This window comes from Vibrio sp. THAF190c (assembly GCF_009363355.1).
Classification (GTDB): Bacteria; Pseudomonadota; Gammaproteobacteria; order Enterobacterales; family Vibrionaceae; genus Vibrio; species Vibrio fortis_A.
This window is the reverse complement of the sequence record NZ_CP045338.1, coordinates 1300994-1323064: the sequence shown is the minus strand read 5'-3', so window position 1 is coordinate 1323064 and position 22071 is coordinate 1300994. Positions and strand designations below refer to the sequence as shown.

Sequence of the window (22071 nt, the reverse complement as noted above, 5' to 3'; positions counted from 1 at the left end):
CAGCTCTTAAGCGAGCTGTTTATTTAAATAGGAAGTAAGTTATACCGCTCGTTTAGTAAAGTGGCATTTCATCAGCAACGAACGGGTTAGATGCACGCTCACGACCAAATGTCGATTCAGGACCATGACCCGGTACAAACGTCACATCGCGACCTAGGGGCCAAAGCTTAGTCTTGATAGACGAGATTAGCGTGTTGAAGTCACCTTGAGGGAAGTCTGTACGACCAATCGCACCGTTGAACAGCACATCACCAACAAACGCCATACGTGCTTCTTCACTGAATAACACAACGTGACCTGGGGTGTGACCTGGCGTGTGGATAACGTCGATCACTTGATTACCAAATGTCACCTTATCCCCTTCATCTAGCCATGCATTAGGTTCAAATGCTTTACACAGAGGGAAACCAAACATTTGGCTTTGATTCTCTAGGCCTTGAAGCCAAAAGTTATCCGCTTTGTGCGGTCCGACAATCTCAACATTTAAGATTTCTGCCAGTGGAACTGTGCCACCTACGTGATCCAAGTGACCGTGAGTAAGCACCAAATTCACCACTTTTACGCCCAACTCTTCAATGATTGCTGCTAGCTGTGCAACGTCACCGCCTGGATCAACAACAATGCCTTCCATGGTTTCATCACACCACACAATCGAACAGTTTTGAGAGAAAGAGGTAACCGGTACAACTTGATACTTAAGAGACATATACAAACCTTAGAAAGCAAACTTGATAATGGCTAATTTAGCGTTCCATTACATAATCTGGCGCAAACTATGACATTGGATGTCTATTTTGACAAGTTTTGAACTTGGTACAACAAAACGCATCTAGCCCAGGTCTACTTACCAGCTGCGCACAGGACCTGTATCAATGTGAATGAAATTGCTACGAGCATAATAACCTACACCACCCGCTTTCAAACTTTTCGCAACGTCACGCAGCTCTTTTAGGTTTACGCCATCGATACGGAAATCGATCGCTTTACCTAACATGTGGTAGCTCTTTTTCGCCACACCACTTGAGTTTGAGCGAAGCGCTTCGTTAGTCGCTGGAGAGCGATAACCAGAGATGATCTGTACTTCTTTTTGAATACCAAGGATATTTTGGATCTGAGTAATTTGGTCAAAGAGATTCTTGTCCATTGGGTAAATTTCATTACGACGGAAATCGCGACACAACTTGCTCAAGCGCGCCATTTCATCACCCACGTAATTCTTACCATCGAAGTAGCAGCTTTCCAATCGTTCACCGGTATGAAGATTATTCATGCTAATGACTCTAGGTTGGTCTGGGTACGAAGCAAAAGCAATTGAAGGTGTGAGTGAAGCCGCGACCACAGAGCCACCAGCAATAGTGAGAAACTGACGGCGAGAGAATACATTTTGAGACATACAGCAAAAAATCCCATTAAATCGAACAAAAAACGCACGATACATAATGGGTATTGCGACGTCAATGAGCAAAATTTGCTCAAAGACGCTATTTTTGATGCCTTAAAACTCTTAGTTATTGATAGGCATTACAAATTCATCAATAAAGTTTTGTTTGTAAATTTTGGTCAAGATCACCCTTCTCCGCCTTCCTTATCGTACTGGTAGACATCACCGCGATACTGGATCCCTTCCTCTTCAAACAGAACGGTTTGATAAATAATATGCACCGGGATTCGCTTTTTGAGCCTCACTTTGGTGTTCGGGCCTAGCGAACCATCTTGTTGTGGTGCCTTTCTAACTTTAGTTGCAAACAACAACTCTGCCAGCTCTTCAGCATGCTCTACACGAATACACCCAGAACTATAAGCACGGAAGTCGTCATTGAATAAACCTTTACTCGGTGTGTCGTGCAAATAGATGGCGCGATTATTTGGCGTATTGAACTTATATAATCCCAATGCGTTACGCGAACCCGCCTCTTGTCTCATACGATACGGGAATGAGTTAAAATTAATGCTCTGCCAATCGATGAGCTCAGGATCTATGGTTTCCATCGTTCTCCAGCCATCAATCACTCGGAAATTATTGCTAGTTAGGTAACTCTCGTCGGCACGTACCTTCGGCAAGATATCTTTTACCATGATCTTCCAAGGCACATTCCAAGTCGGATTGAGAATCACCGAGTCTAAATTGATTTCCAGTAGTGGCGTTTTACGAGACTTTCTGCCGACTACAACTTTTGATTCAAAGACCTCTTTGCCGCCCTCCCAATACTTCATTTCAAAGCTAGGCACGTTAACCACAATCAGAGAATCTTTGTCTTTCGGCCACAGACGCGCACGCTCCGCATTCAACGCAATCGCTCGTAAACGATCGTCAAATGGCATGTTGATCCACTTCATCGTATCGGGGCCAATGATCCCGTCAGATTTTATTCCGTGGATCTTCTGGAAGGATTTAACAGCGATCTCCAACTCAAGATCGAAAATCGGGATATTTGGGTCAACGTGAGAGATATCGACACCCACTAAAGCCATTCTCTCTAATAAAATTGGCTTTTGTGTCATCTCGTCTTTCAAACGTTTTAGGCCAAGTTGGTCATAGCGAGGGAAAGTCTCGTCCATCGCTTGAGAGAGTACGGCGTAAGACTCTTTAAACTGATCGAAATTACCCACAGGTGGCGCATAAGAGAGGACTAACTCCAACAGATAACCGTTATCGATACTGTCTTGTAAGCGTTCTACGGTTTCTGGAGCGGGTTCAGGTAGCCTATCTTGCAATTTCTCTGAGAAATACCACTCTTTACCAATCAGTGGAGCGTTCTCAACATAACTTAAATAGTGCAGGAACGCGTCCGTGGTGAGGATATCGACTTTGTCCCATTCACCCGACGCTTTGTACTGTTCGATTTGATTAAATTGCTCACTGAAAAGAGGAGCAAACTGCGCCTTGTCGATAAGCGACAATTGAAATTCAAAGGCTTTAAACGCTGCAGAGGACTCCCAAACCACTGGGTAAGACGCATCATGGTAAACACGCTGCGTTAATTCTGGGTACAAGAGCGAAAATGACAGGTCAGATCCAGGCTTAATATCCTGTCTGATCTGATGACTGGCGGAGCCCCACGAATGTGTGGAGACCACCAGTAATATGGCGAAAATATACTTCACTAACATGCGATGCTCCTGATGCCAAATCATCTTTTAAGTATGGCAAAGAAATGGAGCAAGCATGTTATTTTTTAAAGATCTTTACGCATCAAGTTGCACTCCAGTGGTTATCCCATTGAATACCCGATTGAAGTGTCGATTTATCGTGTGGTCGAGACTGACTGATCACACCACCAGCACCTGAACTTAGTCGAAATTCATCTGCAAGTAGTACCACACCAGAAGCATCAGCAAGATACGAGAGCTCGACAAGTTCGCGTGTCTCTTTCGACCAAATTCCGTAGCAATTACCTCGCGGAGACGTCGCTAGTATCCATTCATCAGATGCCGCAATACTCGCAATGTAGTGATTGAATCTAGACCACTGCTCTGGCTCAGCATTCAAACTGACAAACTCTCCACCTTTAGTGTGCATCGCCAGCAGAGATGGGTATTCATCCGGTTCACCGCGATATTGCTGTCCGCATAGAACCGTCTCTGCGCCATCATGCGCTAGATGTCGAATGCTCAACTTCTTATCTGGCAATCCAACCTGGTCGAGAATCTGCCCCGTAGCAGAGAGATAAGTCAGGCTTGGTTTCATCGTATCGAGGTTTTTCGGTGTGCGGCCATCAGTGTGAACTCCACCAACCCCAATAGCCAGATCACCACTAGGCATGATGATCACTTCATGAGGGCCAATGCCAAAACCACTAAACTCTTCAACTTTGGCGTAGTTTTGCTCTACATCGTAAACGCCAATCACCCCTTCACTGGTGTCACTCTTACCTTCAGTCGCATATAGGTAACGACCATCCAGTGAGTAAACTCCGTGCCCATAGAAGTGGCGATTGTTGCCTTTGACCATCATTTTGAGCTGTTGCCCAGTCATGTAATCAAATACGATAAAGAAGTTACCCGGACGACGCGCAAATACAACGGCGTGATTTTGCTTTGGACTTATTGCAACGCCGTGCCCGCGCTCTGGGATCGGCAACTGGCTAATTGGTTGACCGAATTGATCGGCAACCACCGCTGAGAAGCGATCTCTGCCATTCAGTGCACAACCAATCAGTTTAGGCGAACCGTCGGTTACTTGATTCGATTGATTGGAAGCGCAACCAAACGGCAGTACTGGAACAGCGGCACAACCTAGTGCCGCCTTCAACAGGTTTCTACGTGTAGAATCAGTCACCATCAGTTGCATTAAACCCTATTACCACACCAAGCTCGATTGCCACTTCTTCGTGAATCAGGTATTTCAGCTGTTCTAGTTTGTTATATTGAGACAACACAAGACGATAGCCTTCTTTGCTTTGCAACAACTCAAACAAGCTCTCTTGCTCTGGCCAAGTTTCTATGGTTTGTTCAAACTGGGCGAAAACACGGTCCGCAAGGTCTTGATGTCCCTGCTCTCGTAGGATTGCATCTAACCCTTTGCCATCTGCCAAATAGAGCGCTTCTAATGCAACAACATTCGCTTTTAGTTGAGCCAATGAAGTTTGCGCGCGCCATGACTCAGAGAAGTATGGTCGTGGCTTACCGATTTTAGCGAGTGGACGACTCAACTTCTTCATGCTGTAGTCGAGTTGATTCGTCATGAGTGCAATGTACTCTGATTCCCATTGCTTCTCATCAAGAGACGTCCACGGGTTAACCTGCCAAGCCGATGCAATAGCAGAAGATTTCACCGCTAGGTTTTGTGCAATCGCAGCAACGCTCTGACAGCCAGACGCCTTGTCAGCTAATAGTGGAGAAGCTTTATCATAGAAAGACCACTCAAGTGCACCTAGGCCTTGGACTGTCACGCTTTGGAGCGCGATATCTTGCTGTGTCCAACGCTTGTTTTGCTGGTTAAGCTGGCTCATTTTCAGCCCAATGGTGTTCTTTTTATCCGGCCAAAACTGTACATTCCAGCTCTCTTCAAGCGCTTTTGCAGGGCCACGCTCCTGCCCTTGCAACGCCATCCAAGCAGTCATTGTTTGTTGCCATTCCGATTTTAGCTGATCTAATGTCACTGCATCGCTTTGGCAATAAGATTCAACCGCCGCTTCTAGCTCGGACGCTTGTTTCGCAAAATTTACCGCTGAATTGAATTCAGTCAGATAAACATTTGTGCTCAAGTGTTGAGTCGTATCGGCAGAGTAACCAAGATTTGCTTCTTGTGAAACGTTAGATTCCCCCGAAGACTGACACCCCGCCACAACCAGAGCTGAAAGCGGAAGAGCCCACAATTTGTTTTTCATGAATTGCTTATTTTTCATGTTATTACCTAATGTTGAGCATTGTTGCGCGTTTGATTATTGGTTTACTTCGCGCAAAGCAAAGGAAACTCACAATGCATATTGAACATTGTGAATTTCCGATAAAGATATAGAGCCTAAACGTCGATTATAACGAGTTTAAGAACGTAATAAGTGCGTCACGTTCAGACTTATTCAATTTAAGCACGTTCTGTTTAGCCTGCTCGGCTTCGCCACCGTGCCACAATACTGCTTCCATCACGTTACGAGCTCGACCATCGTGCAATAGGAACGTATGGCCGTTAACTTCTTGCGTGTAGCCTAAGCCCCAAAGTGGTGTCGTTCTCCATTCACGACCATTCGCTAGGTACTCAGGTCGATTATCTGCCAAGCCTTCACCCATATCGTGTAAAAGCATATCGGTATAAGGGCTAATCAGTTGCTTCGACAATGCAGGTAGTCCTTCTCGTTCCATGGTACGGATATTTGTTTGGTGACAGCTTTGACAGCCAGATTGCACAAACAGTGCCTGTCCCTTAACTACTTGTGGATCTTCAACATTTCGGCGAATTGGTACCGCTAAGTGTTGAGAATAGAACTCTACAAAGTCGAGAATGTTGTCACTCACTTCCGGCTTACCGCCATCAGGGAAATCAGTACACGTTGATTGAGCCGAGGTGCAGTTTTCATTTGGAAACAGGTTACTTGTTAGACCTAAGTCACCATTAAACGCCGCGGCATTTTGCTGCATGAGATTTGGCTGTCCTGCTTTCCAACCGAAGCGACCGAGCGTCATCTCGTTAGTGCGTACATCAAGCACTTGGTTCGCTTTACCAGACACTCCCTTGTTCTCTTTCTGTTGTTGCTCAGCAAAACCTAGAATGGTCTCTTCTGGGATACTTTCTAATAGACCAAGACCAATCATCGGTGGCGCGACACGTGCAGAGAACTGTGTTTTCGGATGCATCTCACCAAATGCTAAGTCAGAGATTGTCAGTGTTGGCTTGCGAAGTGTTACAACAGTGCCATCTGCAAAAGTTACAGGCACATCGGTATAGGAGATGTTGACCTTGCCTTCAGGCTTAACACCTTGAATCGCAAAATCTTGGAGTTGGCCACCATACGTCGGCTCTGGAATGACACCATCACGAATAAAAGCGGTTTTCTGCTCTGGCGTTTCTGCAGGGATGCTGAGACGAACCAACATTGAAACGGCGTTCTCATCACCTTTTTCAGGCGCGTGTCCACGTCCATCTTTGATGTGACAGTTTTGACAACCGTTAGTATTAAATAGTGGACCTAAGCCATCACGAGCATCTGTCGATGCCGGCGCAGGCACCCAAGGATTTCTAAAGAAGCTGTTACCTACGCTGAAATCTAGGCGCTTGGTCATAGGCAGGTTCGCTGCTGGAAGAGAGAATGCATTCGCCCCCTCTTTTTTGACGGTAGTCTTACCGCCTGAATAAACATCATGGGCTTGTAATGGCGAAACGAAAAACAGAGCGGTTAAAAACGAGGCGGAAAGATACGACTTCATACATTGCCTTTGCTAAGTTAGTGAGTATTTAGCTTCGTTGTACTTTTTATTGGCTAATACTTAGATTCATTAGATTGGGTTGGCTTTGACGACCGAGGTGAACAGTCATCACTGGTTGGACGTGAGGGTTTCTCTTTGAGTCACAACCTATTAGCTATCAACAAATAAGGACTCAACAAATAAGGGCTCAAACGAGCCCTTATAAATATCGAGGTATCACAAGAGATTAAAACTCGTGATCAGCTGTGTCAGGGTTCAGGCTATCGATGCCGATGATGCCCGCTGCACGCTCGATTGCTGCAGTTTGAGAAACTAGTGCAACGATCGTTTTGTTCACAAGTGCGTTACCCGCTGCATTGTCTGCCGCGATCAGCTGATCGAAGTACTCGTTGTTCTTCTCTGCTGAAGAAACAAGCTCGCCAACTTGTGCACGTGCTAGATCGAACTGCTTCTGGATCTCTTTCGCAGCTTGCTTGTCTTTTTGCTCAACAAGGTCGTAGATGCTTGGACCAGAAAGCAATGTGCCATCTTCACGCTTGTACAGACCAGTGTATACGTTGTAGATGCCCTGCTCGTTGTAGTAGTGAGAGTTGTGCGTGTTGTCTGAGAAACAATCGTGCTCATCTTCAGTAGAGTTAGCTTCTAGTGCTACCTTCATACGCTCACCAGCAAGCTCACCTAGAGATAGTGAACCCATACCGAATAGCATCTTACGAAGACCATTGTCGCTAGATTCAGCTAGTAGCTCTTGACGGTAGTTACCCTTTTCATCCGCAGACCACTGCTTTTCCATCCACTCTAGATCTTGAACTAGAAGCTCCGCAGCTGCTTTAAGGTAAGCACCACGACGCTCACAGTTGCCGTTTGTACACTCAGCACCAACAACAAAATCTGTGTATGCACGCGCACCAGCACCAGCGTTAGTGCCGTTTAGGTCTTGACCCCAAAGTAGGAATTCAATTGCGTGGTAACCCGATGCAACGTTCGCTTCAGAACCACCGATCTCGTTTAGGTCAGCGATTAGCTCTGGTGTGATGTTTGATGCGTCAACTTTAGTTTGACCAATTTGGAAAGTTTCGTTTGCAACGATGTTTGCACTCGCGCCTTCGTTACCTAGTTCGTATTGGTAGTTAGTTGAAACGTAATCGATTAGACCTTCATCTAGTGGCCATGCGTTTAGTTGACCTTCCCAGTCATCAACTACAGCGTTACCAAAACGGAACACTTCAGACTGTTGGTAAGGAACACGAGACTCTAACCAAGCTTGTTTTACTTGTTCAAAGTTGCTCGCAGACGGCGAAGCTAAAAATGTGTCGATAGAAGAGTTAAGAGCTTTCGCTGTGATCACAGAGTCAGCAAATACCGCGTGAGCGATGTCAGCGTAGTGCTCGACAACTTGATCTTGGGTCACTGCCGCAAAAGATGAAGCAGAAGCAAAAATGAGTGACGAAGTAACCGCTTTAGTCACTAAAGATTTAATGGTCATGAAGCATCCTTGTTGAGCTTGATTTATTATATATATTAATAGTGCAAACCATTATCATTTGCACTACTTGTTCGAATAATACAAAGTTACAATTTATTTGCAAGGCTCATACAAAAAAACCTCACAAATGTGAGGTTTTTAGTTCATTTTATGTTAGGTCAAGCACGCTAAGTTACTCGATGGTTAAGTTGTGCTTACCGTGAGACACTTTTGCTTTCAGATAACTCTCATTACCCGACTTGATGTGTGCAGCCGTATTTACAACTTCTTCAATCTCGATACCGTAAGACTTCAGCTCTTTGATTTTCTTAGGGTTGTTGGTAACTAAACGGATTTTGGTCACATCTAGCGCGCGCAACATCTCTGCGGCCTCAGTGAAATCACGTAAGTCATCACCAAATCCTAAGTGGTTATTCGCTTCATAAGTGTTCATACCTTCGCTTTGCAAACGGTATGCGTCAATCTTATTGTAAAGACCGATACCGCGGCCCTCTTGACGAAGGTAAAGAATGATACCGCCTGATTCACCCATGCGACGAATCGTCTCATCTAATTGTTCGCCACAATCACAACGTGACGAATGGAACACATCCCCAGTCAAACACTCAGAGTGCATACGAACTAGAGGGATATCCTGTGTTTTGTCTGCTGCTTTGAAAATCACAGCAACGTGTTCTTTATCTGTTTTTAAGCCGTGGAATGAAAGAAGCTCAGCATCGATGTTGCTGCTGGCCCCTACTTTAAAATCTACTCTGGCACGAACTTCCGCCATATCTACACTCACTTGCTATTCGTTGTATTTAACAGCGCTACGTTATTCATTTAAGTAATAATTTTGTAGCGAACAATCTAATGATAGACACTATGGCGCTGTTGATCACTTTTTTCAAGGCTCTGAACCAACAAAATGTTATAATATAACATTTTTTGTTAACAGCATTAAAAAACCCCACGCCAACCAGGTTGACATAGGGTTAAAAATTAGACAGTTAGCTTAACTTAGCCGACCTGCTTCTGCTTCCAGATCACGAGTTGAATCCAGGCATTTTCCAACTCTGCCAGCTCTTCTTGCGTCAGAAGAGAGACTGTTGACTTAGCACTGTACTTATCTGCCCATTGCTCAGATTGGACATGGCTATAAAACTCTTTTTTTAGATTTGAGATTCTGTTTTCCACCAATACGTCCTTATATTAGAGTGCTAAGTCATATACGAGTGGGATATGTTACAAAATACCGATCTTGAGGTAAACAATTAATTTAATTTTTTATGGACTCCCCTTAACACTTTTAATTAGTAAATATATAAATAGCACTAATAAGAGAATTGGAAATAGCCAAAGTAATCCATTTGTCATTTTGAACGCGGGTTTATAAAGAACAAATTCACCATAACGCTCAGTCATATATTCAATGATTTGTGTATCGGTTTTTCCAGACTTAACCATTTTAAATACATGAAGTCGTAAATCTTTTGCTATTGGCGAATTTGACTCAATTAAATTTTGGTTTTGACATTGGGGGCAACGTAATGTTTTCGCTAATGATATTGCCTGTTGTTGTTGTGCTAAATTATCGAACTCAAATAGTTCCACTTCTACCGCTACCTGTTTGTTGTTAGAGACAAACACTTCATCAGCTTTTAACGATGGGCTGGTAACCAGGACGCTTAAAAAACACAATACTAAGACTAAGTGATTCATAGTGTTACCTTATTCTTAAAATAGTCAGCAAACTCCTCTTGCCACACTTGTTGTGTCATTGCACCCACTAGCTTTTTAACCACTCTCCCTTGCTGGTCAACTAAGTATGTCTCAGGCGTACCAATAACACCTAGGTCCAACGCCAATTGACCATTCGGGTCGCTTATCACTTGATGGTACGGATTACCGGAAGTTTGAAGCGCCTTAATCGCCGCTGCGGCCGTGTCACGGTAGTTCAAACCAATGATAGGTACATCATTATCCGCAAGCTTTAATAAGACTGGATGTTCTTGCTTACATATTCCGCACCACGAAGCCCACACATTCACTAATTGGTAAGGGTGTGCAGTCACATCTTCTCTCGTCAAAGTAACAGGGGCATTTCCCGCTACCGCACTTCCTACAGACATAGATAGACTCGCAAGCGAAAACTCAGGGAAATCTCTCGTATGTTGCTCAGTGACACTGACTTGTTGTTTTTTACCCAAAGCCAAACCAAAGACGACCATCACTACAGCAGTAATGGCAAACAGCATCACTATTTTATTACGAACATTGAATTTCATAACCTGTCTCCTTGATTGGTCGCTGATACCTTTGCACGACTAACACTAAACCTCCTGACATCATGAATAACGCCCCCAACCAAATCCAGCGCACATACGCTTTGTACTGCACTCTAAATGCATAACCTTGGCGATCGACCTTCTCTCCCATTGTGATATAGATGTCGCCATGCCAGAACCACTTCATCGCCGGTTCACTCATATTCATCACCCGTACAGGGTAATGGCGACGTTCGGGTGCGATAACGAAACGATGCGCTTCATTTGAGACCTCAATAACGCCTCTCTCTGCAGTGTAGTTATTTCCTACATAGAGCTCTGTCTCTTGATAGGCCAACGTCCAGTCCATAAATTCAACTTGGCTCTGCGGTGCCAAACGGTAGCTCGATTCGAAAGAGTGAAAGCTGTTCATCCCAGCCCCTACCGCGAGAACAGCCACACCAAGATGTGCTATCGACATCCCAAATAACTTACGCTGATAACGCGTGTTACGCACGCGCCAAAGGCCATAGCCATGGGTAAAAACGACCCAACACGCTAAGCACCAAGTAACCAATACCATCCATGAGATTGAGTACAAGTCACTAATTAACACTTGTGGTACGTATAGAAGCGAGCCACTAACCATGGAAACCACCGCCAACAGTATCGCTAACTTGAGCGAGCACTGTGGTTTACACACCATTAGTGGTGCGATACCCATCATCACAAGAGCCAATAGCCCTAACGGCGCAATCAACAGATTGAAATACGGCGCGCCAACAGAAATAGTCCCGAGGCCTAACAATTCGAAAACCATCGGGTAGAAAGTACCAAACAAAACAATCGACATCGCCAATATCAACATCAGTGCGGCGATCAACACCATAAAGCCTTTGCTTTTAAAACCAACAATCGCTTGCGATTCGAATTGCTCCCCTTTGATGATTAACAGGGAGAAAGAGCTCAGTAATACCAAAACTAGGATCAGTAGTAATGACATCCCTTTGGTTGGATCAACCGCAAACGCATGTACTGAAGTCAGTACTCCAGAGCGAACAATGAAAGTGCCTAAGATACTTAAACTAAACGTGATAAAAGCTAAACTGAAAGACCACTTCAATAACTGTTTCTTCCCATTGGCAACACCCAAAATATGCAGTAGCGCCGTTGCAGTTAGCCAAGGCAACAAGCTCGCGTTTTCAACCGGATCCCAGAACCACCAGCCGCCCCAACCAAGCTCGTAATAAGCCCACCAAGAGCCAAGCGCAATACCTGCGGTTAAGAAGCACCAAGCCACTAAGCACCATGTTCGGCAATGTCTTACCCAATCAAATTCAATAGGTTTGACCATCAAGGCCGCAACTGAAAACGCCAAAACAACAGAAAAACCGACATAGCCAAGGTAGAGTAATGGCGGATGAAAAATCAGCCCAACATCCTGCAACATAGGGTTAAGATCGCGCCCTTCAGTGACAAAAGCTGAGTTAAGTTCAAATGGATTGGATGCAAATAAGGTAAACCAAGCGAACACCGTGAGAACAAGGTTCATTATCCCAAGTACCGCATTGCGATAGTCCGCTCGGTAGTGGTTTTGTCTTGCAATAAGCCCCGCCCAGCAGCTTAAGGTAAGCACCCAGAACAGCAACGAGCCTTCATGTCCTGCCCATACGGCTGCTATTTTAAAGGCGCTTGGAAGTTGGGTATTTGAATGCTCAGCGACGTAGAGAATCGAAAAGTCGTCTTGATAGAAAGCCAAAGCGAGGATACTCACAGCAGCAATCGATAGAAGAGAAGCCGCTTGAGTCGCACTGCCAATGAAGGCTGAGTAGCGCTTTGACTGAGCATACCAGCCAGCCAAATAAACAATACTCACCAGACTGCTGAGAATTGCGACGCCAATGAGATTGAATAGCCCTAAAGAACCTAGCATATCACCTCGATATGGCCCCAACGAAGGGGCCGGATAGAACAAACATAACCCACGCTTACGCTAGAGTTAATTGACCAGCATAAAGTACAAAGGTACGGAGCATTAAAACGCCCGCCAAACTCAAGCAAGTCACAGCAAAAATGTAGACTCCAGTATGACGAACCGCTTTAGGGGTAAAAGCATTAAGCAGCAAAGGTAAAACCATGCCGATACCAATCACGCCATACCAGAACCAACTCGCCCAGAACCCACTACCAATTGCATTCCACGCCGCTTGCTCGCTTTGACCACCAGCGAAGATCAAACCAGTGAAGAAGGTCACGAGAACGAACAGTTCAAACATCACCACTGGACGTTCGAAGCCATGGATCCAAGAGATACTCGGGCCTTGAGGAGACTCTTTAAACACCAGAACCCCAAACAAAATGCAGGCTGCGGCACCCGAAGATAAGCTAGAGAACAAGAACAGTATTGGTAATACTGGGTTGTTCAACATTGGGAATGTGTTTAGTGCTGATAGTAGGAAACCGGTATATGCCGCAAGCAAGAGTGCTAGCACTGCCAAAAAGATTTCTGTTGCGTTTTCAAGAGGTTCCAGTTTGCCAATGAGTTTCCCAACAAAATCTAAGCGCCCTTTAAGCCAGCTCTGCTCACTCAAAAACAGTGTGATCTGATCCCTAAAGATGATTCCGATCCACACGAATAAGATCGCCATGTAGACTTGGAATAGGATCACGCCCATCGACATCACTGACGTTGGGTTATAGAAGATCATGATCTTCCAGAAAGAGAGTGGTTTCGTAAGGTGAAACACCAAAATAAGCAAACCCGAAATGATGCCAAATGGCGCGAGAAAAGCCGTTGCCTTTAACACTCCATTCTTCGACGCATCACCTTCGATAACCTTCCTCTTGAGGTAGATAGAGATCATCACTGCACCCGCTGACATACCTGCTAAAAACAAGTAGATAGCGATAATCCAATCCCATACCACGGTTCCAGATTGGAAAGCTGTATCCCATGCACCCATAATCAAATCTCCCCTTTCTGATGTGGTACTTTGTAAAGCTTAGGCTGCGTACCTAAATGCACTTTATCTCGGTAAACCACTTCGGATTTCAGCACTTGATTGATCTTACTGTTTGGATCATTAAGATCGCCGAATATCAGTGCTGTTGTTGGACAAGACTCCACGCAAGCAGGCAGTTTTCCTTGTGCTAAGTTCGTATCGCGACAGAAATTACACTTGTCGGCCGAACCGTCTTTTGGATTGAAAAAGCGTACTTGATAAGGGCAAGCCAGTAGACAATAACCACAACCAACACACTTCTCTTTGTGTACGTCGACAATGCCAGTCTTCTCATCTTTATATGCTGCACCTGTTGGGCACACCATGACACATGGTGCGTTGTCGCAGTGTTGGCAGGAGTTTCGTGTAAAGCGATAATCGACATCAGGGTATTCACCTTGTGGCTCGCTGCGCACAATTTCCAACCTTGAAACGCCTTCAGGGACCTTATTCACTTCCCGACACGCTTCTGTACAGGCTGTACAACCGATACATGCGGTTTCATCGTGGATCATTCCATAGCGCTTAGTGCCATCAGTCTGTACGCTAGCCAGTGTTTTTCTGCTAGTAACAACCGATGTGCCAGCGATCCCGGTTGTCACAATCACTGCACCGGCACCAGTTAAAAAGTTTCTTCTAGAGCAGCTCATAGATTACTCCTCCTCTTTCTTCTGGTTAAAGTCTGAGTGACAATCAACACACAGTTTGATCGTTGCTTTCTTATCTAAACTCAGAACCTTAGATTTATTAGCGTGTACATCGTGACAATTTGAACAAGTTAGGTTTTTAGCGTGAACGTCATGTGTCCAGTTATCTTCTTGTAAATATTCTGGTTTATGACAATCTGTACATCCACTATTTGCCTGTAAGATCTTTTGAGGATCCAAAAATACCTTATTTGTTCCTTTTTGCGATTGTGCGGATCGATATTTGATCACCTCTGGTGCCCCTTCTCGGTGATCTGGACTTATATTACTGTGACAATCTGTACAGTTAATTTCTCGTCCAACAATATTATGTGCATCTATACCATGTGAACCCAATAATGTTTCTTTGGAATCTTTATGACATTGAACGCACTTATAATCTTTATCGCGAATTAATTCGACTGCATGCCTATTTGATTCCGTTGGCATTATTTCAACGGATTCGGCAACAGCATGAATGGAATAACCATAGAGGCAGAATGCTAGAAGGGATTTAAGCATTATGACTATGGCCAATTTTATATTGCCCATTTTTCCTTTCCTTATATCGGATTTATTTAACTCTCAACTAAATAAAAATCCGATTAAACAAAAGTATCCTTAAACAGCACTATTACCGTCTAAATGATATCAATTCTTATTTTGGAAAAGCCACAACGCTTTCTATTAATAAGGATATACCTCTAATGGGTTAAGTTGAAATTTGCATTGATGATTATGTGAGCACAGTCACCACATTTCAATTGTGGTTATAGGGTTAAGTTATTGTTCTTTAATGAGAATAATTCTTATGATTAATCACTCAAAACACCCTAGCCTACCCCTTTAGGGTTATTGTTGAACTAGCGTGATTTATATCACTAGTGATAATTGATCTAAAACAACAATGCTTCAACACGTAACAAAATGTGTTTGTTTATGAATTAATATAAACAGGAATTCTCCAATTCTTAATTTGAAATAGCAAACTCACAACGCTTGGTATAAAAATCAGTATATTGGAGATATCACTGTGAAAAAGCACTGGATACGTAATTCCGTCACAGCCTTATTGCTGGTCAGCACTTCATTAGTAAGTGCAGCTAGCTTCGCTGCGTCAGAACAAAAAACAATTGGTGACCCTCGTAACGACCAATTCGAGCAGAACCACCCCGACCAATATCATTCTTGGAGACAAACGTCAGAGAGTGAGCACATTGAAGACGCGCTACATGAAGACCCTAATATGGTGATCATGTGGGCGGGTTATGGTTTTGCAAAAGACTATAACAAGGCCAGAGGTCACTTCTATGCACTTGACGACGTGAGACAAACACTTCGTACGGGCGCACCAATGGACGAAGGATCTGGCCCTATGCCAATGGCGTGTTGGAGCTGTAAGAGCCCAGATGTAGCTCGTGTTATCGAAGAGCGTGGCGAAGATGGTTACTTCGAAGGCAAATGGGCACGCCTAGGCGAAGAGATCGTCAACCCAATTGGCTGCTCGGACTGTCATGATACACAAAGTGATGGTTTTAAAAACGGCGAACCCGCTTTGAAAGTGACTCGACCATACGTTGAGCGTGCATTCGAAGCGATTGGTAAAAAGTTTGATGAGCAGAGCCGCCTCGATCAACAGGCTTCTGTTTGTGCGCAGTGCCACGTTGAATACTACTTCACCGGTCCAAACAAAAGCGTTAAGTTCCCATGGGATCAAGGTACGACCGTGGAAGATATGGAACGCTACTACGATGCACTTAACTTCAAAGACTGGACACACAAAGTCTCCAAGGCGCCAATGTTGAAAGCACAGCACCCTGGCTATGAAACATGGCGTGAAGGCATCCATGGTAAGAACAAAGTGGTTTGTGTCGACTGCCACATGCCTAAAGTGACTAAGGAAGATGGAACTGTGTATACCGATCATAAAGTCGGAAACCCATTCGACCGCTTCGAAGACACTTGTGCAAACTGTCATACACAAAGCAAAGAGACCATGCAGAACATCGTTTCTAGCCGTAAAGCGCAAGTGCTTAACATGAAGCTAACCGCAGAGAAACAGATTGTGGCAGCACACTTTGAAGCAGGCGTAGCCTGGGATGCTGGTGCGACTGAAGATGAAATGCAACCTATTCTACAAGATATTCGTCATGCACAATGGCGCTGGGACTATGCGATTGCCTCTCACGGTGTACATATGCACGCTCCTGAAGTTGCACTAGAAGTGCTAGGCACCGCGGTTGATAGAGCAGCGGATGCACGTACCAAGCTGGTTCGCCTACTAGCGAAAAAAGGAATCACAGATCCTATCGAGATCCCAGATATCTCAACCAAAGCGGCTGCACAGAAAGCGCTAGGCATGGATATGGATAAAATGAATGCTGATAAGAAGCACTTCTTAGATACTGTCGTTCCAAAATGGGATGAAGCGGCTGAAAAACGCGAAGCGAATTACGACTATTAATCGTGACAGCCAAGGGCGGTAATTTCAGCCAAAACCGTGAGTATCCATACTCACTATGATCAAAGGCTGCTTTTTAACGCCCTGAAATAGACGTCACCATCAAATCAAGCCACACTCTACGTGTGGCTTTCTTTTATCTTATTCACCCACTCGAGAGCCAATGGAGAACCGATGAAAACAACATTAGTCATCACCGCATTGTGTACAAGTTTAACCTGTGGCATCGCTCAAGCCTCTGAGCGTGCAGAAACGGGATGGGAATGGATTGAGCAAGGCGCTTTGATTGTTGATGTAAGAACGCCTCAAGAATTCGCAGATGGTCATTTAGACAATGCGATTAACTATCCTCTCTATGAGATAGAGCAGCATTTCGCACAACTCGACAAGGGCACTCAAATCGTTCTTTATTGTCGTAGTGGAAATCGCTCAGGCCAAGCCTATCAATGGTTAGAAAAGCAAGGCTTCACCAATTTACACAACGCTGGTGGATTGGTAGAGATGCAACAAAGTAAATAAGCTCTGAACTTTACTCATCTTAATAGGAAAACAGAGCTTTAAGCAAGATCGCAGGTTGATCCTAACAAGCTAATCAGTAGAAGGTGTTTTATTACAGCATCTGCTTAGCTTGATTGATCGAGTGGATGATTGAAACCCTATCAAGCCCTTGCTGGTTCGAGTCTAACAGCTGAGTCCAGACCTCGATCGCTTGCTCATATCGCATGCTAATGAAGTGATCGCTCGCAATGAGCATTAATGCTGTACGATCGTTAGGATCAAGCTCCAAAGATCGTTTAAGAAGTGCATTGACCTCCTCTCCCATCGACTGCTTATTCGCGTAGTATAACGCCGTAGCTTTTGCAGCAAACAGTCGTGCTACTGGCGTGCGCTCTAGTCGGATAGCATAATCGTAGCTCGTTACGGCTGCTGCAAACTCCCCTTGCTCAAGGTAGACACTGCCGAGTTTAAACCACAGTTCTGCTTGGTTTGGATCTTGTTCAAGCTTGCTCTGCAGTTCACTTTGATAGTTAGCGAAGGTAACGGGTTGTGACTCAGAAAGGTCAGGCTGTGGCAGATCTTGTTTCATCAGATACCATAAAACTCCTGTCCCTAGAACAGCAAACACTGCCAAGCTTAAATTAAGGCGACGTGCCGTTTTGCTGCGACTACTCATAAAGATAATCAAGACGATAAAGAGGCTTGTGAGTAAGATCGAGATCAACAACCAATTTTCCATGCATATCTCCTAGAATAGAAGCCTTACTTTACCCCTTTCTTCAACAATATACTTTGATCGAGTTTACGAACTTTCCTGACTTTGATGCTGAATTTGAAACATAAAAAAACCGAGCACTAAGGCTCGGTTTTTATTCATAAAATCATGTTTAACGATAGATTTTATTCTGTGTCTTGCTCATCTGAAGATGCATCTGCAGCTGGCTGTTCAGCTGTTGCTTCTGGCGCTTCACCTTCTGCAACTTCACCTTCAACGACTTCTGCTTCTTCAACTTCGTCGATGCGCTGTAGACCAACTACGTTTTCGTCTTCAGAAGTACGGATTAGCGTTACACCTTGCGTATTACGGCCAACTTGGCTTACTTCCGCTACGCGAGTACGTACTAGTGTACCTGCGTCGGTGATCATCATCATCTCATCGCCTTCTTCAACTTGAACTGCGCCAACAACTGGGCCGTTACGTTCAGAGACTTTGATAGATACAACACCTTGAGTTGCACGACCCTTAGTTGGGTACTCCGCAAGCTCAGTACGCTTACCGTAACCATTTTGAGTCACAGTTAGAATGTCACCTTCGTTAGAAGGAACAATCAGCGACACAACTTGGTCATCTTCTGGAAGCTTCATACCGCGAACACCCGCCGCTGTACGACCCATCGGGCGAACTTTATCTTCGTTGAAACGAACCACTTTACCCGACTTCGAGAACAGCATGATATCGCTATCGCCGTTCGTGATGTCTACGCCAATTAGCGAATCATCGTCACGTAGGTTAACTGCGATTAGGCCGTTAGCACGTACGTTTGCGAACTGATCGAGTGATGTCTTCTTAACAGTACCGTCGCCAGTCGCCATGAAGATGAACTTATCTTCAGAGAACTCAGATACAGGTAGAATTGCCGTAATGCGCTCACCTTCCTCTAAAGGAAGAATGTTCACGATTGGCTTACCACGAGCTGTACGACTTGCTAGTGGTAATTGGTAAACTTTCAGACGGTACGTCTTACCACGAGTAGAGAAACATAAGATGTTATCGTGAGTATTAGCAACAAGCAGACGCTCAATGTAATCCTCATCTTTCATCTTAGTCGCACTCTTACCTTTACCACCACGACGCTGTGCTTCGTAGTCGCTTAGGATTTGGTACTTAACGTAACCTTCGTGTGACAGTGTCACCACTACGTCTTCTTGAGCAATCAGCTCTTCCATGTCGATATCGTGGCTAGCTGCGGTGATCTCAGTGCGACGTGCGTCACCGTAGATATCGCGAACTGCTTCTAATTCTTCACGGATCACTTCCATTAGGCGCTCAGTGCTTGCAAGGATGTGCATTAGCTCAGCGATCTCATCAAGAAGTGCTTTGTATTCGTCTAGAATCTTCTCGTGCTCTAGACCGGTTAGACGGTGTAGACGAAGTTCTAGGATTGCTTGCGCTTGCGTTTCCGTTAGGAAGTACTGACCGTCACGGATGCCGTATTGGTCTTCTAACCAATCTGGACGAGCCGCGTCAGTGCCTGCGCGCTCAAGCATTGAAGCAACATTACCTAGGTCCCAACCACGTGAAACTAGGCCAACTTTTGCTTCTGCTGGCGTTGGGGCGTTCTTGATAAGTTCAATAACTTCATCAATGTTCGCTAGAGCCAGAGATAACGCTTCTAAGATGTGTGCACGATCACGTGCTTTTCTTAGTTCGTAAATAGTACGACGAGTCACAACCTCACGGCGGTGGTCTACGAAGCACTTAAGCATGTCTTTCAAGTTGAACAACTGTGGTTGGCCGTTGTTTAGAGCAACCATGTTGATACCGAAAGTTGTTTGCAGCTGAGTTTGTGCGTAAAGGTTATTTAGAACCACTTCGCCCACTGCATCACGCTTACATTCAATAACAATACGCATACCGTCTTTATCAGACTCGTCACGTAGTGCACTGATGCCTTCTACTTTCTTATCTTTAACCAGTTCAGCAATCTTCTCGATCAGACGTGCTTTGTTTACTTGGTAAGGGATCTCAGTAACGATAATGGTCTCTTTACCACTCTTCTCTACTTCGATGTCCGCTTTTGAACGCATGTAAATCTTGCCGCGACCAGTCTTGTAAGCATCGACGATGCCTTTACGACCGCTGATCAGCGCTGCTGTTGGGAAATCAGGACCAGGAATGTAGTCCATTAGCTCATCAATCGTGATCTCTTCATTATTGATGTAAGCCAAACAGCCATCAACAACTTCACCTAGGTTATGAGGTGGGATGTTGGTCGCCATACCTACCGCGATACCAGAAGCACCGTTTACCAATAGGTTAGGAATTTTCGTTGGTAGAACCGCTGGGATCTGTTCAGTACCATCATAGTTAGGTACGTAGTCCACCGTTTCTTTATCAAGGTCAGCCAAAAGCTCGTGGGCAATTTTCGCCATACGAACTTCGGTATAACGCATTGCAGCCGCGGAGTCGCCATCGATAGAACCAAAGTTACCTTGGCCATCAACTAGCATGTAACGCAGTGAGAACGGCTGAGCCATACGAACAATAGTGTCGTATACAGCGCTATCACCGTGCGGGTGATATTTACCGATTACATCACCTACTACACGAGCAGATTTTTTATATGGTTTGTTCCAATCATTACCAAGTACATTCATCGCGAATAGAACGCGGCGGTGTACTGGTTTTAGGCCATCACGCACATCAGGAAGGGCACGACCAACGATGACGGACATCGCGTAGTCTAGGTATGAACCTCTAAGCTCATCTTCAATATTTACGGGCGTGATCTCTTTCGCTAGATCGCTCATAGAGCCATTTTCCCTCTATAGTCAGATCGTATTTTTGAATACGTATAAGACCGAAAAATATAACACAAATTTACCTTGTGAGGCATCACTTTCCCTATCCTTTTATCATCTTGTGAGCCTTGTAGCCAATCAATTGATGAGAAATTGCACGTCATCATCATATCTTGCTGAAAGATGGTTACTTTGCGTCCAACAAATTCGCAAAATTGTAGATCTTCTGGTCAGAGGCAAAAGCCAAGTTATAATGCTCTCAATTTCATGGATGCATTATTTAACTTGGAAATGCCGATTATGACCAAATCACAGAACGTCGACCCAGCAGAAATCAAAAAATTCGAAGACATGGCGTCACGCTGGTGGGATCTCGAAGGCGAGTTTAAGCCTCTTCACCAAATCAACCCTTTACGCCTAAACTACGTGCTAGAAAAAACAGAAGGCCTGTTCGGAAAGAAAGTTCTCGACGTGGGTTGTGGCGGCGGTATTCTTGCTGAGAGCATGGCAAAAGAAGGCGCAGTTGTTACCGGTTTAGACATGGGTAAAGAGCCGTTAGAAGTTGCTCGTTTGCATGCGTTAGAGACTGGCACCAAGCTTGAGTACATTCAGAGCACCATTGAAGATCACGCAGAGCAAAACCCACAAACGTATGATGTGGTAACTTGTATGGAGATGCTTGAGCACGTACCAGACCCACAATCGGTGATCACGGCTTGCTCTAAGTTAGTGAAGCCTAACGGCCACGTCTTTTTCTCAACACTAAACCGCAACTTTAAGTCGTACTTGTTTGCGATTGTTGGCGCGGAGAAGCTATTGAAGATCGTTCCAGAAGGTACTCACGAGCACGAAAAGTTCATTCGCCCTGCTGAACTTATCAAGATGATCGATAACACGCCTCTACAGGAATTAGGCATTACTGGCTTGCATTACAACCCACTGACGGACACCTACCGTCTGGGAAGTAACGTAGATGTTAACTACATTGTTCACACAAAGAATTTTGCGTAAATCCTACCAATAACCCCATAAAAAATAATTTAATTTAGACTAATGAAAAAGGTTGCAATTACCATAAGTTTGCGACTTTTTTCAGTCTAAATTTCGTGCTCCCGATTCCATTTTGACCATCTAGATTCAATTTTAACCTTTGAAAATCCGCCTCCTCTTTTGGCCAAAGATCAAGGAATTTTTTTTTATGAGCGCGCAAAATTAAACCATCATTAAAAAGCCAATTTTCTACAATCAAGTGAGAGCTATCCTCATCAGTTAGTGGTCACTTACAGTTTTTTTTCAATTTAGTAGT

20 protein-coding genes are annotated in these 22071 nt (G+C 44.5%); 3 read left to right on the top strand and 17 right to left on the bottom strand.

Translation table 11 applies throughout. The features are described 5' to 3' along the window. Positions 1 to 52: 52 nt before the first annotated feature. The 15 genes from FIV04_RS06025 to nrfB all read right to left on the bottom strand — a co-directional run bounded on the left by FIV04_RS06025 (position 53) and on the right by nrfB (position 14836). Positions 53 to 706 carry an MBL fold metallo-hydrolase gene (locus FIV04_RS06025; RefSeq protein ID WP_032549265.1) on the bottom strand — a complete coding sequence of 218 codons (654 nt, stop codon included), beginning with the start codon at positions 704 to 706 and terminating at the stop codon, positions 53 to 55. Positions 707 to 844: 138 nt separating this feature from the next. Further along, positions 845 to 1393, bottom strand: a complete 549-nt coding sequence (locus FIV04_RS06020; RefSeq protein ID WP_152468545.1) for a YcbK family protein — start codon at positions 1391 to 1393, stop codon at positions 845 to 847. 173 nt (positions 1394 to 1566) lie between these two features. After that, entirely contained in the window at positions 1567 to 3111 is a 1545-nt protein-coding gene (locus tag FIV04_RS06015; protein ID WP_152468544.1) for a murein L,D-transpeptidase, read from the bottom strand. 82 nt (positions 3112 to 3193) lie between these two features. Continuing rightward, the gene (locus tag FIV04_RS06010; RefSeq protein WP_152469537.1) at positions 3194 to 4282 is read right to left on the bottom strand and encodes a DUF1513 domain-containing protein; all 1089 of its coding nucleotides are present in this window, start codon (positions 4280 to 4282) and stop codon (positions 3194 to 3196) included. After that, the gene (locus FIV04_RS06005; RefSeq protein ID WP_152469538.1) at positions 4272 to 5330 is read right to left on the bottom strand and encodes an imelysin family protein; all 1059 of its coding nucleotides are present in this window, start codon (positions 5328 to 5330) and stop codon (positions 4272 to 4274) included. The genes FIV04_RS06010 and FIV04_RS06005 overlap by 11 nt, the downstream gene beginning before the upstream one ends. 145 nt (positions 5331 to 5475) lie before the next feature. Continuing rightward, entirely contained in the window at positions 5476 to 6864 is a 1389-nt protein-coding gene (locus tag FIV04_RS06000) for a di-heme oxidoredictase family protein (RefSeq protein ID WP_152468543.1), read from the bottom strand. Positions 6865 to 7090: 226 nt separating this feature from the next. Continuing rightward, a complete protein-coding gene (locus tag FIV04_RS05995) occupies positions 7091 to 8350 on the bottom strand; it encodes an imelysin family protein (protein WP_152468542.1) in 1260 nt (419 codons plus the stop codon). Between the two features lie 172 nt (positions 8351 to 8522). Then, positions 8523 to 9122, bottom strand: coding sequence for a GTP cyclohydrolase II (ribA, locus tag FIV04_RS05990; protein WP_150894993.1), 600 nt, complete (start codon positions 9120 to 9122; stop codon positions 8523 to 8525). 227 nt (positions 9123 to 9349) lie between these two features. Continuing rightward, positions 9350 to 9526 (bottom strand): hypothetical protein, encoded by a 177-nt coding sequence (locus tag FIV04_RS26890; RefSeq protein ID WP_032549272.1) that lies wholly within the window; start codon positions 9524 to 9526, stop codon positions 9350 to 9352. Positions 9527 to 9616: 90 nt separating this feature from the next. After that, positions 9617 to 10051, bottom strand: coding sequence for a heme lyase NrfEFG subunit NrfF (nrfF, locus tag FIV04_RS05985; protein WP_152468541.1), 435 nt, complete (start codon positions 10049 to 10051; stop codon positions 9617 to 9619). Beyond that, complete coding sequence (locus tag FIV04_RS05980) at positions 10048 to 10617, bottom strand: DsbE family thiol:disulfide interchange protein (RefSeq protein WP_152468540.1); 570 nt, start codon at positions 10615 to 10617, stop codon at positions 10048 to 10050. The genes nrfF and FIV04_RS05980 overlap by 4 nt, the downstream gene beginning before the upstream one ends. Continuing rightward, positions 10598 to 12529: a heme lyase CcmF/NrfE family subunit gene (locus FIV04_RS05975; protein WP_152468539.1), complete on the bottom strand. Its 1932-nt coding sequence runs from the start codon at positions 12527 to 12529 to the stop codon at positions 10598 to 10600. Before FIV04_RS05975 ends, FIV04_RS05980 begins: the two co-directional genes overlap by 20 nt. A 55-nt stretch (positions 12530 to 12584) precedes the next feature. Further along, complete coding sequence (gene nrfD / locus FIV04_RS05970) at positions 12585 to 13559, bottom strand: cytochrome c nitrite reductase subunit NrfD (protein WP_152468538.1); 975 nt, start codon at positions 13557 to 13559, stop codon at positions 12585 to 12587. 2 nt (positions 13560 to 13561) lie between these two features. Then, a complete protein-coding gene (gene nrfC, locus FIV04_RS05965; RefSeq protein WP_152468537.1) occupies positions 13562 to 14248 on the bottom strand; it encodes a cytochrome c nitrite reductase Fe-S protein in 687 nt (228 codons plus the stop codon). A 3-nt stretch (positions 14249 to 14251) separates the two neighbouring features. Continuing rightward, positions 14252 to 14836 carry a cytochrome c nitrite reductase pentaheme subunit gene (gene nrfB, locus FIV04_RS05960; RefSeq protein WP_152468536.1) on the bottom strand — a complete coding sequence of 195 codons (585 nt, stop codon included), beginning with the start codon at positions 14834 to 14836 and terminating at the stop codon, positions 14252 to 14254. A 481-nt stretch (positions 14837 to 15317) separates the two neighbouring features. Here nrfB and nrfA point away from each other — a divergent pair, with 481 nt between their 5' ends. Together nrfA and FIV04_RS05950 are read left to right on the top strand one after the other, a co-directional pair. Beyond that, on the top strand, positions 15318 to 16748 hold the full coding sequence (gene nrfA / locus FIV04_RS05955) for an ammonia-forming nitrite reductase cytochrome c552 subunit (protein WP_152468535.1): 1431 nt from the start codon (positions 15318 to 15320) through the stop codon (positions 16746 to 16748). A 171-nt stretch (positions 16749 to 16919) separates the two neighbouring features. Continuing rightward, the gene (locus FIV04_RS05950; protein ID WP_152468534.1) at positions 16920 to 17264 is read left to right on the top strand and encodes a rhodanese-like domain-containing protein; all 345 of its coding nucleotides are present in this window, start codon (positions 16920 to 16922) and stop codon (positions 17262 to 17264) included. 91 nt (positions 17265 to 17355) lie between these two features. On the opposite strand, the gene FIV04_RS05945 is transcribed toward FIV04_RS05950, so the two are convergent. Both FIV04_RS05945 and gyrA read right to left on the bottom strand, forming a co-directional pair. Continuing rightward, positions 17356 to 17982: a tetratricopeptide repeat protein gene (locus FIV04_RS05945; protein WP_152468533.1), complete on the bottom strand. Its 627-nt coding sequence runs from the start codon at positions 17980 to 17982 to the stop codon at positions 17356 to 17358. Positions 17983 to 18143: 161 nt separating this feature from the next. Next, positions 18144 to 20774 (bottom strand): DNA topoisomerase (ATP-hydrolyzing) subunit A, encoded by a 2631-nt coding sequence (gene gyrA / locus FIV04_RS05940; protein WP_152468532.1) that lies wholly within the window; start codon positions 20772 to 20774, stop codon positions 18144 to 18146. 258 nt (positions 20775 to 21032) lie between these two features. Here gyrA and ubiG point away from each other — a divergent pair, with 258 nt between their 5' ends. Next, entirely contained in the window at positions 21033 to 21776 is a 744-nt protein-coding gene (gene ubiG, locus FIV04_RS05935; RefSeq protein WP_032549285.1) for a bifunctional 2-polyprenyl-6-hydroxyphenol methylase/3-demethylubiquinol 3-O-methyltransferase UbiG, read from the top strand. The last annotated feature ends 295 nt before the right edge of the window (positions 21777 to 22071 follow it).

What these genes read in the sequence shown, in the direction of transcription:
- FIV04_RS06025 (WP_032549265.1), bottom strand. Translation starts at nt 706, where the DNA reads ATGTCTCTTAAGTATCAAGTTGTACCGGTTACCTCTTTCTCTCAAAAC.
- FIV04_RS06020 (WP_152468545.1), bottom strand. Translation starts at nt 1,393, where the DNA reads ATGTCTCAAAATGTATTCTCTCGCCGTCAGTTTCTCACTATTGCTGGT.
- FIV04_RS06015 (WP_152468544.1), bottom strand. Translation starts at nt 3,111, where the DNA reads ATGTTAGTGAAGTATATTTTCGCCATATTACTGGTGGTCTCCACACAT.
- FIV04_RS06010 (WP_152469537.1), bottom strand. Translation starts at nt 4,282, where the DNA reads ATGGTGACTGATTCTACACGTAGAAACCTGTTGAAGGCGGCACTAGGT.
- FIV04_RS06005 (WP_152469538.1), bottom strand. Translation starts at nt 5,330, where the DNA reads ATGAAAAACAAATTGTGGGCTCTTCCGCTTTCAGCTCTGGTTGTGGCG.
- FIV04_RS06000 (WP_152468543.1), bottom strand. Translation starts at nt 6,864, where the DNA reads ATGAAGTCGTATCTTTCCGCCTCGTTTTTAACCGCTCTGTTTTTCGTT.
- FIV04_RS05995 (WP_152468542.1), bottom strand. Translation starts at nt 8,350, where the DNA reads ATGACCATTAAATCTTTAGTGACTAAAGCGGTTACTTCGTCACTCATT.
- ribA (WP_150894993.1), bottom strand. Translation starts at nt 9,122, where the DNA reads ATGGCGGAAGTTCGTGCCAGAGTAGATTTTAAAGTAGGGGCCAGCAGC.
- nrfF (WP_152468541.1), bottom strand. Translation starts at nt 10,051, where the DNA reads ATGAATCACTTAGTCTTAGTATTGTGTTTTTTAAGCGTCCTGGTTACC.
- FIV04_RS05980 (WP_152468540.1), bottom strand. Translation starts at nt 10,617, where the DNA reads ATGAAATTCAATGTTCGTAATAAAATAGTGATGCTGTTTGCCATTACT.
- FIV04_RS05975 (WP_152468539.1), bottom strand. Translation starts at nt 12,529, where the DNA reads ATGCTAGGTTCTTTAGGGCTATTCAATCTCATTGGCGTCGCAATTCTC.
- nrfD (WP_152468538.1), bottom strand. Translation starts at nt 13,559, where the DNA reads ATGGGTGCATGGGATACAGCTTTCCAATCTGGAACCGTGGTATGGGAT.
- nrfC (WP_152468537.1), bottom strand. Translation starts at nt 14,248, where the DNA reads ATGAGCTGCTCTAGAAGAAACTTTTTAACTGGTGCCGGTGCAGTGATT.
- nrfB (WP_152468536.1), bottom strand. Translation starts at nt 14,836, where the DNA reads ATGGGCAATATAAAATTGGCCATAGTCATAATGCTTAAATCCCTTCTA.
- FIV04_RS05950 (WP_152468534.1), top strand. Translation starts at nt 16,920, where the DNA reads ATGAAAACAACATTAGTCATCACCGCATTGTGTACAAGTTTAACCTGT.
- FIV04_RS05945 (WP_152468533.1), bottom strand. Translation starts at nt 17,982, where the DNA reads ATGGAAAATTGGTTGTTGATCTCGATCTTACTCACAAGCCTCTTTATC.
- gyrA (WP_152468532.1), bottom strand. Translation starts at nt 20,774, where the DNA reads ATGAGCGATCTAGCGAAAGAGATCACGCCCGTAAATATTGAAGATGAG.
- ubiG (WP_032549285.1), top strand. Translation starts at nt 21,033, where the DNA reads ATGGATGCATTATTTAACTTGGAAATGCCGATTATGACCAAATCACAG.